Annotated in this window: 12 protein-coding genes; 3 read left to right on the top strand and 9 right to left on the bottom strand. The window is 45.8% G+C overall.

Annotated features, from left to right (window positions below):
• Positions 1–142 precede the first annotated feature (142 nt).
• On the top strand, positions 143–2,218 hold the full coding sequence (locus MHH25_RS21985) for a methyl-accepting chemotaxis protein (protein ID WP_180361896.1): 2,076 nt from the start codon (positions 143–145) through the stop codon (positions 2,216–2,218).
• Between the two features lie 94 nt (positions 2,219–2,312).
• Positions 2,313–3,485, top strand: a complete 1,173-nt coding sequence (locus tag MHH25_RS21990) for an aminotransferase class I/II-fold pyridoxal phosphate-dependent enzyme (RefSeq protein WP_340018046.1) — start codon at positions 2,313–2,315, stop codon at positions 3,483–3,485.
• Between the two features lie 288 nt (positions 3,486–3,773).
• On the opposite strand, the gene MHH25_RS21995 is transcribed toward MHH25_RS21990, so the two are convergent.
• From MHH25_RS21995 to MHH25_RS22010, 4 genes are all read right to left on the bottom strand, one after another.
• A complete protein-coding gene (locus MHH25_RS21995; protein WP_076252758.1) occupies positions 3,774–5,822 on the bottom strand; it encodes an iron ABC transporter permease in 2,049 nt (682 codons plus the stop codon).
• Complete coding sequence (locus MHH25_RS22000) at positions 5,819–6,820, bottom strand: iron-siderophore ABC transporter substrate-binding protein (protein ID WP_036617469.1); 1,002 nt, start codon at positions 6,818–6,820, stop codon at positions 5,819–5,821. Before MHH25_RS22000 ends, MHH25_RS21995 begins: the two co-directional genes overlap by 4 nt.
• 175 nt (positions 6,821–6,995) lie before the next feature.
• Complete coding sequence (locus tag MHH25_RS22005; RefSeq protein WP_340018047.1) at positions 6,996–7,538, bottom strand: CueP family metal-binding protein; 543 nt, start codon at positions 7,536–7,538, stop codon at positions 6,996–6,998.
• Between the two features lie 170 nt (positions 7,539–7,708).
• Complete coding sequence (locus tag MHH25_RS22010; protein ID WP_340018049.1) at positions 7,709–9,559, bottom strand: AraC family transcriptional regulator; 1,851 nt, start codon at positions 9,557–9,559, stop codon at positions 7,709–7,711.
• A 204-nt stretch (positions 9,560–9,763) separates the two neighbouring features.
• On the opposite strand from MHH25_RS22010, the gene MHH25_RS22015 reads away from it, so the two are divergent.
• Positions 9,764–10,738, top strand: a complete 975-nt coding sequence (locus MHH25_RS22015) for an ABC transporter substrate-binding protein (protein WP_340018050.1) — start codon at positions 9,764–9,766, stop codon at positions 10,736–10,738.
• Between the two features lie 681 nt (positions 10,739–11,419).
• Here the strand turns inward: MHH25_RS22015 and MHH25_RS22020 are convergent.
• From MHH25_RS22020 to MHH25_RS22040, 5 genes are all read right to left on the bottom strand, one after another.
• A complete protein-coding gene (locus MHH25_RS22020) occupies positions 11,420–11,818 on the bottom strand; it encodes a hypothetical protein (RefSeq protein WP_340018051.1) in 399 nt (132 codons plus the stop codon).
• A gap of 173 nt (positions 11,819–11,991) precedes the next feature.
• The gene (locus MHH25_RS22025; RefSeq protein ID WP_340018052.1) at positions 11,992–13,023 is read right to left on the bottom strand and encodes an NAD(P)/FAD-dependent oxidoreductase; all 1,032 of its coding nucleotides are present in this window, start codon (positions 13,021–13,023) and stop codon (positions 11,992–11,994) included.
• Entirely contained in the window at positions 13,024–14,040 is a 1,017-nt protein-coding gene (locus tag MHH25_RS22030; protein ID WP_340018053.1) for an ABC transporter substrate-binding protein, read from the bottom strand.
• A gap of 102 nt (positions 14,041–14,142) precedes the next feature.
• On the bottom strand, positions 14,143–15,768 hold the full coding sequence (locus MHH25_RS22035; RefSeq protein WP_340018054.1) for an AraC family transcriptional regulator: 1,626 nt from the start codon (positions 15,766–15,768) through the stop codon (positions 14,143–14,145).
• A 214-nt stretch (positions 15,769–15,982) separates the two neighbouring features.
• Positions 15,983–17,392, bottom strand: a complete 1,410-nt coding sequence (locus MHH25_RS22040; RefSeq protein WP_340018055.1) for a PTS transporter subunit EIIC — start codon at positions 17,390–17,392, stop codon at positions 15,983–15,985.
• Positions 17,393–17,632: the final 240 nt, after the last annotated feature.

The following is a 17,632-nucleotide window of genomic DNA, read 5'->3' on the forward strand; positions in this document are numbered from 1 at the left end:
CCTTTCATCCTTCTCATACTCATGCCTTTCCTTTCCGTCGCTTTCAGGATTATTCGACAGAAATCTACATAAAACTATAGATTAAGCCGACATATAACTTAGGCGTTTTGAGCTTTTTATTAATCATCTGGGGAGATGGAATATGTCGAACATGTTGAACAAGTGGGGGAAAACGGGAGCACGGACATCCAGTATGGCAAATACGTTGTCCATTGTGCTGCTGATCATTATCGTAGTTGTCTTTGCCGTGCTGGGAACATTTATGTTTGCAAGCACACGAAACATTCTGGTGAAACAGCAGGAATCCATGCTCCAGACCAAGACACAAGCCATTGTTAGTGAATTTGATGCACTATTCAAGGAAAAAGGTGCACTGGTCAAGCAAATGTCCACCAACACATTATTTCAGCAATACATAGAAACAACAGCATCTGCTGCGGATGCGAAAAGTTCAACCTACGCTGCGGAAACACAGGCGACACTCGCCGCTATCGTTAAGGCAGAGCCTTCGTTTGCCGATGCCTGGGTCGCGGGTCTGGATGGAAAAGGCTTTTGGATTCAAAATGATGGTGTCGTATCTGCACCGGACTTTGATATCCAATCACGTCCATACTACAAGCCGGTTACCGACGCAGACGGACTTTATTTCTCCGATCCGTACATTGATATTGCAGCAGGCGATGTACTCATGGGTATCTTTTATCCGATCAAAGACGAAAACAATACCACGATCGGCTTTGCCGCAGCGGATATTGCATTCAAGGATATCCCGGCGATTATGGAGAGTTATTCCCTTGGAAGCACGGGCTATTCCATGTTGCTGTCCAAGAGCGGGGAAATTCTGTACCATCCGGATCAAGAGAAGGTATTAAAGGAGAACATCCTGAACAGTACGGGGGACATGGGAGACATCGGCAAGAAAATGCTTGCGGGTGAAAACGGCGTACAACTTATGAACGACAATGGGGAACGTCGATATATCGGCTACGCTACCAGCAAAGATACGGGATGGTCCGTTGGTCTGACTATATCCGAAGAAGAAGTTCTTGCGGAATTAAAAACATTCACGTGGATTACACTTGGCGGTTTTGCTGCAGCCACCCTTCTGCTTGTGATTATCTGTTACATTACCCTTCGCCGTCTGTTACGCTCCATACCACAGCTGCTGGCCAAGATTAAACAGATTGAACAAGGTGACCTGACTGTCAAACTGGATATCAAATCTAATAATGAAATTGGACAGATCGCCACCGGCTTGAATTCCATGGTGCAGAAAATTCAGGGCATGCTGCAAATGGTCGGCAGCTCGGCGCAAATCCTGAACCAGTCGTCGAATGATCTGCAAGCCATCTCCTCACGAACGGCTGTGACCATGAATGACACATCAACAGCCATCAACGAGATTGCCAATGCTACGAATTATCAGTCCATCGAAACGGAAAATATCTTACGCAAAACAGGCTCATTATCCAGCCAAATTGATGAAATTGCTACCGATGCGCAGGCTATGGGAACGGTCGTGCAGACATCTGCTGATCAAAGCAGCCAAGGACTTGCGGTCGTGGAACAATTATCGAAATGGTCCGAGGAAAACCACCTGTCCACCCAAGCAATGTCCTCTATTATCCAGGAGATTGACCTGAGTCGGAATGAAATATCCAGTTTTGTGGATACAGTCAAACAGATTGCCTCTCAAACGAACCTGCTCGCCCTGAATGCCTCCATCGAGGCTGCACGTGCTGGCGAACATGGAAGAGGATTTGCCGTCGTTGCCGAAGAGGTCCGCAAACTTGCAGAACAGACGGCTCAGGCAACAGAGGAAATCAACAAAAAGGTGAATGTTATTGAAGAGAAAACAACCCTGTCTGTTGAACATACCATGCGCGGTATGAAGATTGCGGAGGAGAATGCCAAATCCGTAGAAGATACCAAACATGTTTTCTTCAGTATTAACAAAGACCTGAAAGATCTACAGCAACGTATGATGCAGATTACCACTAATACCGCCAATGTACACAAACACAAAGATGAGATATTCCAGGCACTGGAGATTATCTCATCCACCACAGAGGAGAACTCGGCATCGACGGAAGAAGTAAGCGCCAGCACGCAGGATCAGCTGGATAGTATCGAACAGGTAGCGGATCTGTCGAAACAGTTGAACCAGCTATCTGGCAAACTGCAAGACGAACTAAGTCAGTTTAAAGTAAAGTCATGATCCGCAAGCTTTCCCCTGCTCTTCTCTTTTAGTCGCTGTCCATTTATTATTAATGAATATGCGTACGAAGAGGATTGGAGGCTGAATCATCATCATGAACTTTGCCAAACGAATGGATCATTTCAACGAAGGAATTTTCACCAGGTTGCTGGAGATCAAGCGCCGCAGACTGGAGAACGGTCAGCCCGTTATTGATCTCAGTGTGGGTACGCCGAATATCCCACCTGCGCAGCATATTATAACTGCACTATGCGAGGCCGCTGCTGATCCGGCTAATTATATATATGCTGTGAATGATCAGAGTGAGTTGCTGCAAGCTACAAGCGATTGGTACAAGCAACGCTATCAGGTCGAGTTAGACCCAGCAACACAGATCTGTTCCTTGCTCGGTTCACAGGAAGGGCTGGCACATATATCCCTCTCCATTGTCGATGAAGGTGATCTGGTGTTAGTCCCTGACCCCTGCTATCCAGTCTTTGCGGATGGACCGTTACTGGCAGGTGCAGAACTGTATTATATGCCGCAAAAAGAAGAAAACGGGTATGTTATTCAGCTTCAGGATATACCGGAAGATATCGCTCATCGAGCAAAATTCATGCTGGTCTCCTATCCTAACAATCCGACAACTGCGATGGCACCGGATCAGTTCTATCTTGACCTGATTGCCTTTGCCAAGAAGTATGATATTATCGTGCTTCACGATAATGCGTACAGCGAGCTCGTGTTTGACGGAAAGTCATGTGGAAGCTTCCTCGCATTCCCTGGCGCCATGGACGTCGGTGTGGAATTCAATTCCCTGTCAAAAACGTACGGACTGGCAGGAGCTCGAATCGGCTTCTGTGTGGGCAATGCAACCATGGTCTCCATGCTGAAAAAGCTAAAATCCAATATGGATTACGGGATGTTCCTACCGGTCCAAAAAGCAGCAATTGCCGCTATTACCGGTGATCAATCGGAGGTTGAACGGGTCAGAGCTATTTATGAACAGCGAAGAGACATCCTCTGTGATGGATTCAGCAATCTCGGTTGGCCCATCGCCAAACCTGAAGCAACGATGTTCGTCTGGAGCCGGATTCCGGCGCACTACGACAGCTCGGAGCAATTTGCCATGGATCTAGTTACACATGCAGGAGTCATCGCAACCCCAGGCAGTGCCTTTGGTCCTTCAGGCGAAGGTTACGTTCGATTCGCGCTTGTTCAGGATAATGAAATATTGCAACAAGCGGTACAATCAGTTGATGACAGCGGGATTATGAAATCCAGCTAACGGGAGTACGATTCGAATATGCTCAAGCAAAAAGTCCCCTCAAGGTCCACAGGGAGTAAGAGTTTCACGTTTGATAACGTGGTCTCTACTTCTTGTAGATGTGAGGGGATTTTGTCATTTGGTGCGGGAGTAGACATTCATTGGGTGAGGTTATCTGTGGGTACCACACGTCAGGTCCAATGATCCAATCTATGCAACCGGGTTAAACAGGAACATAAGATCATGGCTGGAGGGCATACCGTGACAGCAAAAAGCCTGCTCGGGGAGCAGGCTTCAGGTTTGAACTTTTTATACAGACTTGCGCCAGTTGGAACGATACATCAGATACAGGAAGTACGGTGTTCCGATGATCGCAATGAGTATGCCTGATGGAATCTCTGTCGGTGCCATGACGGTTCTGCCGATTGTATCGGCGAGCACCAGCATGACTGCACCCGCTAATGCGGATAGGAACATGGATCGTCTTAACTTATTCCCCGTCAGTAACCGAACCATATGTGGTGCAATCAGACCGATAAAACCAACGGTTCCTACACAAGCAACCGCACCTGCTGCAAGTAATACACCAACTGTCATGGCTAATAATCGTGTACGACGTACTCCGAGACCAAGCCCGGATGCACTATTGTCGTCAAATACCAGCAGTTCGAATCTGCGTGCCAGCCACCAAGCCACCGGTACCAGAATAACTAAAAATAATCCGATAACCCTCACCTGTTCCCAGGTACGAGCATAGGTACTTCCTGTCAGCCAGATATATCCGCTGCTACCGTATACCGCACCACGGACAATCAGAATCTGAATACCTGCTCCAGCAATGGCAGACATTGCAATCCCCAGCAACACAACCGCCGAAGGGTTCAGTCCTTTCTTCCAGGCGAGGGAGAACACCACCACTGCAGCAATGGCTGCACCGATGATTGCCGCAATTGGCAGCAAGTATATCGGAAGACCCGGCCATAAGATGATGACCATCATCGCTCCAAGCCCTGCACCTGAGGACACACCAACAATTGAAGCATCTGCCAGCGGGTTACGTACCGCCATCTGAATGAGTACACCACTGATTGCCAGTGCAGCTCCTGCACCTGCGGCAACAAGTGTACGCGGAATCCGAAGCTGAATCAGCGCGGAGAACAGTCCATCCGATTGGAACAGACTTGGTAACCAATCGGCCAGCGGAATTCGCATACCGCCAAACATCGTACTGAGCAAGATAAGCACGACCGTTATGACTGAAAATAATACAGCCATCGGGCCAAATGCAAAGCGACGCGCAGCTCCTCCTGTGCTCATTGAAGTTGACATGCCTGATCCGTTTGCAGCCTTCATGCGTGTAAGAACAAGCCAGATGAGCCACGGTGCACCAATGATTGCCATAACAGCACCCGTTGGCAGTTCCATGCTGGAGTTATGCACCATCTTGGCGAGGACATCTGCTCCAACCAGGAGCGCTGCGCCCCATATGAACACACCGGGTAAAAGTAATCGATTAGAACGTACACCACTCAATCGAACCAGATGTGGTGCGACCAGTCCCACGAAGCCAATCGGCCCAATTACACTTACAATCACAGCGGCCAGCAATACAGCAAGAATTAACCCTACTGCACGAGCCAATGTAACCTTTTGTCCCAAGGAAGAGGCTGTTGATTCATCCAACTCCAGCATATCCCACTGTCTGGACAGAATTAACGCGAGAAGGGTAATACCAACCACCCAAGGTAAAGCATAAAACACACCACTCCAGTCATTCTGGACAAGTGTTCCGGAGCCCCAAAGGAACAACCCTTGTGTCTCCATGGAGAAAAAAATATGTAATGCACTCGTAAATGAACCAAGCACCATCGATACAATCATACCGGACAACGCAAGTCGAACCGGGCTTGATGTTCGTCCGCCGCCCATGAAATAAGCCGCAAATGCTGCCAGCAAACCACCTAGGGCTGCGAAAAGAAAAGGCGACTGACTTAACACGCCTGGAAAAGCGATAGCTCCCAGCACCACCACAAAGTACGCTCCTGCATTAATGCCCAGCGTATCTGAAGCAGCCAATGGATTACGAGTAATCGTTTGCAGCAAAGCGCCCGCAACAGCCAGTGCGCCACCCGCAAGAATACCGATCACTGTACGCGGCATGCGCAAGTCCCAAACCATATTGTGCTCTAATGAATCCTGTCTACCTGTAAGAGCGTCCCAAACGACATGCAAAGGAATGGAAGCTTCTCCATAACACAGACTTACAAAAAAAAGCACGATGAGAGCGGTTAGACCGCCCCCATATATGCTTATTGTGCGCCAATTCATAGCTGGCTTAGATCCTTGAACCGAACTCATTTGGTAATCGCCTCGACTACCCCATCAACCAATACTTTGGAGGAGATCGGTCCACCAAATGTCCATGTTGTACTATCAAGTTGATATGTGCGTTTTTCCTTCACAAAGTTCAGTCCGTTCCATACCGAGTTATCTTTCATGGCTGTGCCAAAGACGTCATCGTCTGGTTGTGTAATATAAATGAAGTTACTGTCCTTTACATCGGTTAAGGATTCAATACCTACTGTAGAGAAGCCATAGTTCTCAACTTTATCCGGCTTCCATTCGTTAACCAGTCCGATTTTGTCCAATGTACCAATCACAACCGAGTTATCGGTAAACATACGCAGGCTGACTGCATTTTGATATGTGAACGCTTGTGTCAGTGCAAAGTTGAAGTTTTCTTTCCCCGCAGCAGCCAGTTTTTCTTTGGCTTCTACATAGTGTTGATCGAGATCACTAAGAACTTCTTTTGCTTTGTCTTCTTTACCGAGAGCTGTTGCAATGTTATTAAAGATCTCTGTCATCTTGTCATAATCATAGCCGTCACCATCATACGGATCATATTCAATCGTTGGAGCAATCGCGTTAAGCTGATCGTAGACCGCCGTGTTATTATCTGCATTAGCAATGATGAGATCTGGCTTCAATGCAGCAATAGCTTCCAGATTTGGTTCACTGCGTGTTCCGATATCCGTTACACTGTCATCCAGTGCTGCTTCGGATGTTACCCACACTTTATAGTTAGCGTTATCTGCGTTACCTACTGGTTGAACACCCAAGGCAACAACATCTTCCGTATATGTCCATTCAAGCGTAACGACACGTTCTGCTGGCTTGTCCAGCTTAAGCTCTCCACGTTTATGCTTCACGGTAACAGGACCTGCTGTCTCTTCAGCCGGAGCACTACCCGAGCCACTACCTTGACTTGTATCAGTTGTAGTCGTGGTTTTACCACAACCCGCCAAAACCAGCACAAAGGCCAGCATAATCAACAGTCCATTCAACCCTTTTTTCATATCTCTTTTCTCCCCTGTTAATATGTATTTATATGATAACAATTATCATTATCACTATTGGATTATGCCGTAGGAATGGATTTTTGTCAATGGAAAGTACCTTATTCCCATTCTTTTATGAAATAAAAAAGGAAAGGATAGCTCAAAAGGCATCCTTCCCTTCTATTGATTGCTGTTAACTCAACTGCATTGTAGTGATGCATGTATTATCATTTTCGTATGTAGACAATTGCGTTTCTGCAACCTTTCCATCTCCAACAATACGAATCAGATAGGTTCTGTCTCTAGGCACCCAAAAATCCATAAATCCGTTTGCACCAGACTTCATCACTGCATCTTTCATAAAAGTGTTGCCTTGAGAATCGTGAATGGTAACGCTAAATTCCTTATTGCTCATTTCCCCCTGACAACCGGTCAAGCTATGAATTGCACAGGGATGGGTCTGGTCCACATAGGGTGCAATGGAAAGGAAAAATTCATTTTCAGGCAAATCATATGTAATGGTTTTTTCATCTTGATCGGTGACGATTAACTGTTTGGCATTAATGGAGGCAGATTCCGGTGTTTCTTTTCCTGTGCTGATATCTTCCACCAATTTTCGGATGTTGGGCGCACTGGCTGTGCCCGCCTTATCCTTACCCGTATTGCTTGCAAACAGATAGGTTCCGATTACAATTACAACTGCAACACTTGCAATGATCCACATTTGTTTCTTCATTTGGAGTCCATCTCCTCGTCCGTTTTCATTAAGTATAATAGAGAATAAACTATGATGGACTTAAACATCGAGAAATTCACCAGATATTCACATATATGGTTGGCTCATTTCGGGATATGCATATATGATATCTGGTCGATAAGTCTTACTGCTCATTGCGTGAGCGACAATTAATATGCCATAATCCGGTCTGCCATTTCCTCGGCTTGAAGTACCACAGACAACGGGTCGGAGAGGAAATATCTATTCCAGTCAAGGCTAATAATCCGGCAGTGATCTGTCTCGATGGACTTCTGCCATGGTTTGCCTGAAGCTTGATCAAGTCCGTGTCTTGGACCATTATCCAACACCAACAGGTAGTCCTCCAGGTACCCACCTACCGCACTCCGCGCAATATCCAGGTATTCCAGGCCCGGCTCCAATAGTTCCTGGCGAACCTTGCCTGCTGGCTTCAAGTTCAGTAACCCGTAGGCTGCCTTACCTCCACGAGTTCCCGTATTTCCCACAAGGGTAATATGTTCTCCCCAGTTCGGATCAATGACGGTAAATGTCTTCTCTGCGGAGACCTTGCCCGGGATCGTTTGCTGCAAAGAATGTACTCTCCGACCGTATTCCTTAATCCATGTTTCGGCTTCTGTCTGGCGATTCAGAATACGTCCCATCTCTCGAATCCCCTCTGCTACAGAGCCGTAACCACTCCCTCCATAGACCACCGTAGGCGCAATCCGGGCATAGGAAGCGTAGGCAGCAGGATTCCAGGTGATAATCAAATCGGGCTCCAGTTCAAGCACTTTTTCGAGCGAGATAAAATTATGATTGCCGATATCCTGTACTTGATCATAGATATAAGGCTCCAGCATTTGGTTACTTTCAATGAGTGAATGCGGCGCTCCGAGAGGCGTCACTCCCAATGCCAGCACTTCTCCCAAATTCCAGTCCACGACAACACGGCTAGGCTTGGTCGGTACCGTAATCTCGCCCATGCTTGTGGCAAGTTTTAGAGTTCTGGCTCTTGGTACCGCGAGCGCTGGGGGGTTCCTCACTTGGACTCCTTGTAGATCTATAATCTTCTGTTTTGGCTGGTTTTTGTCAGCTTCAACTATAGGTACCGTTCGTTCGCTCCATCCCGAATAATGACTTTCCAGAGCGGCATGTGGTTGGGATGTTTGCAGGGCTACATCTGGAGCACTGCACTCTCGACGCTTTCTGTAAAACTTAGGAGATACACCATAATGTTTCTTGAAATAACGACTTAGCGTATAGCCGTTCTCATAGCCTACTCTCTCCGCGATTTCTTGTAAGGTCCCATTCGTGCTCACCAGTAGTTTTAATGCCTGTTCCATCCGAATCTGTGACAGCACACGACTGGGACTCATATTTAATTGAAGCTGAAACAATTGGTTCAGATACCTTGGACTACAATTCAGCATTTCAGCTACCTGTTCTATCTTGAGTGGTTCCCCGTAGTGACGTTTCATATAATGCACCGCTTGATCTACCCGATCCAGCTTAGCATCGTTAAACTTCTGCTCCTGCATTTGTTTCAGCATCTCGGCGAGCCATTGGTAGAACAGCGCCTTGGTTTGAATCCGGCCTGCTGACTGTAGTTCATTCCATTGTCTGTATATCAACTGCATGATTTCAATTAATGGCAATGGACACGCTGGTTCAAAACCAAAACTTACTTGCAAAGACTCCGACCCAGTATATGTTTGGGATCTTTCAGTATTTGGCTTCTCTGACTCTGGTGACGAATAAGACAACATATGTATTTCCATCGGCTTCTTAGCCAGACAATCCAGGCGCGTTCCTTTGGAGGCGTGCAGAATATATGTCCCTTTAATGTGATGCATCGCCTGACCAAGCCAGATCTTCCCCTTGCCATTCGTAATTAGTAAAAAAGCATTCGAGGGAAGCGTCCACGTATTAGGATCTTCACTGATGTTAACGGTCATGATCCGAATATCCAGTAATCGGATTGTTATATGCTCCCATAATGCCCCGTATTCTTCTATGTTCATCGTCATGGACCTTTCTTTGTGTTTCCTCGTTACCACATCCAAAGCTTCGCCTCATCATATATGATAATCATTCTCAGTTCAACCTGTCGATTGAGTTCTGAAATGGTTATGCTTCCGCTTCCGAATTGGTTATTGTGCAATCGTTAGATTGTCTCTAGAGTTATATTAAATGAAAATCATTATCAATTAGAAAGAGGGTTTGTCATGTTGTTTAAGAAAGCTTGGTATCGTATCGTCCTGCCTGTTTTGCTGATTATGGCCGTATTCATTAGTGGTTGTACCGAAAAAAAGACGGTGGAACAAGTCGTGACAGAAACAGAAAGCACCGCACCACAGACAAGAACAATCTCCACAATGATGGGAGACGTTACAGTCCCCCTCAACCCGGAGCGAGTAGTTGTTGATTGGAATATAGGACATGTTCTGGCTGTCGGTGTAACACCTGTTGGTGTGCCGAGCAGTCTGCTGGATTATGGAATGTTCCTGCGTGACAAACTTGTCGATAGCGCCGATTTGGGTAACCATAGTGAGGTTTCACTTGAGAAAATGGTAGAGTTGGAACCGGATCTGATTATCACATGGGACCAGGAGAAATTTCAGACCTATTCCAAAATCGCTCCGACTGTCGTATTCGTACCCGATCAGTATGATTCCATGGAAGCAGAAGTGACAGCCATGGGCGAGATTCTGAACCGCGAAGCAGAAGCTATAACTTGGAACGAATCATTTAAACAACGGATCGCAGCAGCTCAGGCCAAAATTAAAGGTGTCATTCCGGATGGTGCCACCTTCACCGTTGCCGATTTTAACTTTTTGAAGAACCCAGCCATTATCGGCAACAGCGCCAATCGTGGTGGAAGAGCAGCCTATGAATTGCTTGGACTAACTCCGGCACCCAAGGTAAAATCAGATCTTCTGGACCAAGGCAAAGAAAATCTGGAAGCTAGCGCGGAGGTCTTTGGAGAGTATGTAGGTGATTACCTGCTGATGATGGTTACAGAAGGCACGAAAGATCACTCTCTGTTGCCTAACGTCTGGGACAATCTGCCTGCCGTGCAGAACGATCATATCTACAAACTGGATATTCATAAATATTTCACTGCTGATCCCTATACCTCCATTCTACAAGCCGAAGAGATCGCAGATCGACTCGCAAGTGGACAGACTGAACTGAATTAGAACAAGTTTTCAATTCTAGTGAGGCCCGAAACCGAACCTGAACGTGTTCAGCGTAGGCAAGCGCACTGAATCCTGAATGTATGAGAACGTGCCCTTCAAGTACGAGCAAGCGATCAAGACGTCGTGAAAGCAGATTTTCTTCCTTACAATGAAAAGCTTCGCTTTGGGCGGGATTCAGGGTCGTTCTCTCGGCTCGCCGCCGGTTAGATCAAAATATGGAGCGAGCGCTAACGAATCTGAGGCGTCTTATTCAACGATTTGAAGTGCGTGCAGAAATCTAAGGAACTTGAGACACTCCATATCCGATTAACAAGCCGTTTTCAGTGTTTTTATAAGGGGATTTTGGTAGATAACGTGTCTGATGTTCCTTACAATTTAAGAATAGGAGCTGAAGACCAAATAAGATGTCCTGAGTTCCTTAGAAAATCATCTATCCATTCGCCAAGATCGGCAGTCTGGTGATTCAAGACCCTTTATCCATCTCAAAAAAGGTTACACAAACAGCGCCCACCAGAACGATTCAGGTGGCGCTGTTTTATTTGGTATGAATATGTCGCTATTTTCAATATGGATACGTCGACATATTTTATCTAATCACACAAATAAGTGTTCATACTTTCGAATCTGGGATCTTAGAATTTGAGCAACTCTCTCAAAATCTTGCTACTACTGACAAAAGTCTTACGAGAATCCTTGCTCACCTGCAAAACGGGGATGGACATCAGCACAAGACAACTCCTCATTAGAAAATCGAATCCAGACATAATCATCATATAACACGCCATGTGTTTGTTTTACGATTTCCGAAGGTACATAATCATTCAGACCTAATGATTGCAAAATTTTATCGGCATGATGTCTGGTGCGAGGGAAACATCTGGATTCAAAGTAATCCAGTACATCCCCAACGGTTACCTTAGACTTGCTTGGAAAAGGGAGAAAAACAGGCGATACACTTTTATCTTGCCATACTTCAACCGTTTGATTGCTATAATCCAACTTCACTTTGGCAATCACCTGGTCATGCTCCAAGACCTCAAATTCAAGAGGAGAAGATATAAATTTGTTTATCTTTTTCATCTGCTACCTCCCATAGTGATCTTTCATATTTCTTTGTTATGATTATATCATTTCTTCAACTTGTATTTCATTTCCTTACTTCATCATTCTATTGAAAAAAGCCCGAACAATTTCGAGGAGATCTCGAAATTGTGTCGGGCTCTTCAGATTGCCTTCCATTCACGCAAACCTATCTACGTATTGGAGAGAGCTTTGTTTTTTTCATAAAAACGGGCATTATGGGAAGAGACACCCGCCATATCGGAAGCAGCAGGTTCCAGATACGTCTTGGCACTGTTGACTGCGAGCACCGCATCGTTAAAAGCACCTGCGATCAGCCTGACTTTGCTTCCATAAGTGATGAAATCACCCGCTCCAAAGATACCTGGAATGTTGGTACGCATGCGCTGATCAACGGACACGCCGTAATCTTCACGCGCCAGTCCCCATTGCACAAGGTTACCGAAATCACGATCATACCCATGGCTTACAACAACTTCATCCACTTCAACATGTATGATCTCACCAGTTTCTACATGGGCTAGCTCGACACGATCGATTTTGTCACCTGTACCGTATAAGCGTGAGATGCTAAACGGCGTCATGACGTTGGCCTGAGCTTTCATCTGAGCAACTGGCGACTCGTGTCCGGTAAATTCATGACGTCTGTGTGCCACCGTAACTTCACTTGCTATTTTGCCCATTTCATTCGCCCAGTCGACTGCGGAATCGCCACCACCCGAGATCAGAACACGCTTCCCGGCAAATCGGGATAGATCAGTTACGGTATAGTGCAGATTTGTCAGCTCATACCGATTGGCACCCTCGACATCCAGCTTTTGCACCTGAGTCATGCCTCTACCCGCACATAACAGGATGGTACGTGTGTAATGGCGCTCCCCTGTTTTGGACATGAGTACAAATACACCATCTTCACGTCGTTCAAGCTCAGCAATTTCCTGCCCAAATACAATCGTTGGATCGAACGTTCTCGCTTGTCTCTCCAGCGATTCAATCAGTTTCTCACAGCGAATCGGATCAACCCCTCCCACATCCCAGATCAGCTTCTCCGGGTACGTACGCATGAATCCACCCAGTTCCTGTTTGGCTTCAATGATTTTGGTACGCATGGCTCTCATGCCACTATAAAAGGAGGCGTACATTCCAGCAGGCCCACCACCTATAATCGTAATATCGTAGATATCCAATTGTGTCTCCGTTGTCATTTAAGGCACCAACTTTTCAACAACATAGTCCATCAATTTTACAGAGCCAATCGGACCTACACCTGATACAAATTGGCTTGTCTTCAACGGGAAGACATGATCATTCTTCACAGCCTCCAGATTCGACCACACTTGACTTGCTTTCAGATCTTCCATGGATTTCTTCGTGTCATAACCTACGAGGGTTCTGTCTTCCAGGAAAATATAATCCGGATTCATCTCAGGCAAGAATTCCAGGGAGAACTGGCTAAACCAATCTGTAGAGTCTTTGATCGCTTCAGGACTATTCAGACCCAGGATATCATAGAAGAAAACACTGCTGCTTCCTCCTTTGGGACCCATGAAACGGTAACGATTGTGCTCTACCCGGAGAACCAATACGGTCTTGTCTCCCAGGGCTACCGCGATTTTCTCTTTCGCTTGTGAGGCTTTCTCATCGAATTCAGCCAGTACTTTGTCAGATTCTTCGGTCTTGTCAAATATGGCAGCCAGCTTTGGCATAGCACGTTTCATTTCACTGTTGGCATCCAGTGCCACCGTAGGAGCGATTTTGGACAATTCATCATATACGCCCTGTTCCATGCCTTCGCCAGCTGCAAGGATCATATCCGGTGACAACGCAAGCAACTGCTCATAATTATATTGATATTGCTCGACTTCAATGATCTGGACTCCGTGTTCTTTCAAATAATCAGGGCGGTATTCCGCTTCAACTTCTGGAGTTAACAAAACGATTTGGGGTGTTACACCTATCTCAATCAGATACTCGGCATAGATCGAATCAAACACAACCAGATTTTGAGGATGAGTTGGAATCGTTACTTCTCCAAACTGATCCTTCACCACCTTAGTCCCACTTTCAGTCGCTGTTTCTTCTGCAGTACTCGCTACTCCTTCAGTTGTAGCACCTGCTGTTCCAGTTGTAGTGTTCTCTTCCTTGGTTCCACCGGAACATGCCGCCAGCATTACACTAATCACCAACAGCATGATACCAAACCCTTTAAATCTTCGTGACATGATATACTTCGCCCCTTATGTATATTGATAATGATAATTATTATCAAATAGTATCAAATAAGAAGTGTTGCTTCCATAGCATATCGTGCGTATTCCGTTGGATTATTGTGCTCTCTCATGAAAAGATTCCGTAAAATGGCGAATGATCTGATTAAGAATCAGAGTGTGTCCCGTTATTCCGTGACCGTCTACCCACAGGTGAGTATCTACGTAAAATACCCGATTATTTTTCACAGCCTTCAGCTCGTTCCATTGCGGACTCTCCCATAGTTTCCTCATATTCTCTTCAGCACTGAAGTGCTGCATAATCCGCTTCTCCACAAAGAGGTAATCGGGATTGGCTTGTGTGAGCAGTTCAAGCGAACAAGGGTTAAACCATGCTGTACCTGAATCCAGTGCTTGCGGCAGTGTTAATCCAAGCTGTTCATATAACAAGTGTGATACCCCGTGTGAATGCCCACCCAGATATCGATAACCAAACGCTTCTACCCTCAGCAGCATGACAGTGGACGCGGATTGGATGAAGGGTTGCAACTGTCGCTTAGCTACGCTGACTTCGTGTTTCATCTGCTGATGCAGTCTATAAGCCTCATCTTCTTTATAAAACCAGGCTGCCATTTGATTGAGCATTGGTTCTACATCTTGATGAAGTCCGGTTAGAATCGGTGCAATTGTGCGCAACTCCCTTTTGACCTCTTCCGTCAATACGTTTCCTATCAACATCTCCGGTTGAACTTGTCGAACAAGTTCTATCTCCACCTCATACTGTGTAACCTCCAGCATCTGCACTCCATGCGCTATAAATTGTTCATGGTGATGTGGGGACAGCAGGATTGGGGTAACCACTACGGCATGAGGGATGACACCCAGATGAATCATAATTTCTGCACAGATTGGAGAAAGTGATACGATCTTTCGCTGCGTCAACGTCTGCCTATATATCTTAGGTGATACGCCCGTCAGTTGTTTGAAGCGTCGGCTAAAATAATGAGCATCTTCAAATCCAGTCTTTTTGGCAATATCCTGTGAGGTTGCAGCGGTTAATATCAGTTCTTCCTGCGCGCGATAGATCCGGTAGTGGGCCAGATAATCCAGAGGTGGCTTACCATATCGCTCACTAAATTTGCGGGAATAATGCCATGGACTAATACCGGCAATCTGAGCTAACTGTGTACGTGTAATGACCTGATCATAATGCTGCTGCATGTAGTCAATGGAGCGAAGTATACCGTGTTCTGGCTTCAACTCGTTATCCGGCTGTTTCCGATATAGATTACTTAACAACTCATATAACAAATGCTGATTGCCAACTCTTTCTGCACTCTGATCCGGTGTATGCACTTCACTCCAATGCTGAATGATACTTGCCAGACCTCCACCGGACAGTTGCACTTTCTGATACGCCTCTCCTGACGGTAACCGCCATTCGAACTTCTCAGCTTCCCGTCTATCATGCAGCACCGAATATGTATCGAACTGAACATGCCAGCCTGCCAGATCCAAATTGCCACCTTCAATGACCTCCAATACGGAGTTCTCTTCAAGCGCAATTAATTCTCCATAGGAGACGTGAACTCGGTGTCCATTTATATTCCAGATCGCTTTTCCATCAATAATAAATATCAAGGTGTGACTGGGAAAGTAATGCAGCTCGCCTTTCGTTATCCATGCGTTGCTTAGTGCATTCGTTGACTTCCATTGAGCAATCCATTCCATGTTGTCAGACATAGGTTATCCTTTCAAAGGGATTAGTAATCCAGATTTATAGGTTTCACTATATCAAAATACATGACAACTCCATAACCAACAAGCTATGGCTTGAATAAAATGGTGGACAGCGATTGTACATTCCATACTTACATTAATCAGAAAAACACAACAAAAAAGCCCGCACCATAAGGTACAAGCTCTTTATTACAACTTTAATGCTACGTTTTACGTATTACTCAATGCTGGCTTTCGGTGACCCCTGTCCCCGTTTCTGTCCTTTTCCTGCCATCCAATACGTTAGTCCACCTGAGACACCAAACGCAATAACCACACCAATGCAAGTGTGTAACAGATTCAGGCCACCCTCTTCGATGAAGAGCGGGAGGCTGATCAAGCTCGGATTCCCCACCATAGCAAATGCATTGACAGATAACAATCCGAAATATAGTCCACCCGCAGCTCCACCCAGCAATGCCGCGTAGAAAGAGGATCTTTTTCTCATGTTGACCGCATACAATGCAGGCTCTACCACTCCAAGGAGGGCTGTTCCAGTAGCCCAGAAAGCCAGTCTTCTGGATGTTGGCTCTTTCGAGCGGATTCCGTTTGCGAGCGCGGCCCCCGCTTGTCCAACAATCGCCACTAACATGGCAGCAATCACCATAGAACCACCATTCATAACCATTTCATTAATGATGATGGCAATCAGCCAGTAGTGTAATCCCATAATTAACATTAACGAGAAGACTGCTCCCAGTAACATCACCGTCAACACTGGAGCATTAGCTACTAGTGAATTTAATGCCTCCGGCAGATACTCATCAATCCAGGTTCCGACTGGACCAAGTATCATCAATACTAGCGGAACAAGAATCAGTAACGTCAGGAATGGAGCAACCATCCCTTTGGAGAATTTTGGGCTCCATCGTTCAACGACTCTTTCCAAGAAGGCGGCTGCACAGATCGTTAGAATGACCCAGATGGGCGTAGAGTAAAAAGCAGGCTGAGACACAAGTGGCAAACCCAGGAAATGCACCTCTTTTTCCCCTGACATCAGCATGGTCATCTCCGGATAAAACATGAGTCCGCCAATAGATGCTGCAACATAGATATTGCTCTTCAACCGATACGCTGTGCTGATTGCTACCAATATAGGCAGTACATAAAATACACCGTCTCCAATGATCCTGAAGATCGTAAAGGTCTGGCTGTCCATCAACGCAGAAGAGTCCGCAGAACTGTACGTATCCATTAACGCAATAATGGCGACTATAATTTTAATAACAGCGGCTCCGAGAATCGCAGGCATCAAGGGCCTGAATACATCGGATACAAAATGTAAGATCGAGAACCTGTTCTTCTTCGCGTGTCCCGCTTCCTGCAATGCTGTTCCTGTAGATTCCCAAGCGTTCATACCCAGTAACGTATTGTAGATAAGTGAAGATTCATCTCTTATTACCAGACGGCACTGCTCACCTGTTACCCGAATATCTGCTACAACATCTGCGGAGGCAAGAACCGACATGTTCAATTGTGTACTTTCCTTCAGTGCTAGCGTCGTCGTGCCCTTAACGTGTTCTACGAGCTTGATGTTCTCCTTGCCTCCTGCGAGTTTCAACCAATCTTCAATCTGTGTGTCATGCATTATGTACGATCTCCTCATATTACGGTAAACCCGTGTTTTGTGATGTGTTATGATCTAATATGCCTCTATCTATATACACATTTCCATGAAAAAACTTCAATAGGATAAAAAAACTAATTTCCCTGACATTTCATGTTCATTTATACAAGGTATATGGACCTATGAAAGTCGAAAGAGCAAAAAAGCCTACTTTTATGTAGGCTCTTATCCATCTGTACTTATGAGTCATACTCTTCATAC

Source organism: Paenibacillus sp. FSL H3-0457 (assembly GCF_037981725.1).
Taxonomy (GTDB): Bacteria; Bacillota; Bacilli; order Paenibacillales; family Paenibacillaceae; genus Paenibacillus; species Paenibacillus amylolyticus.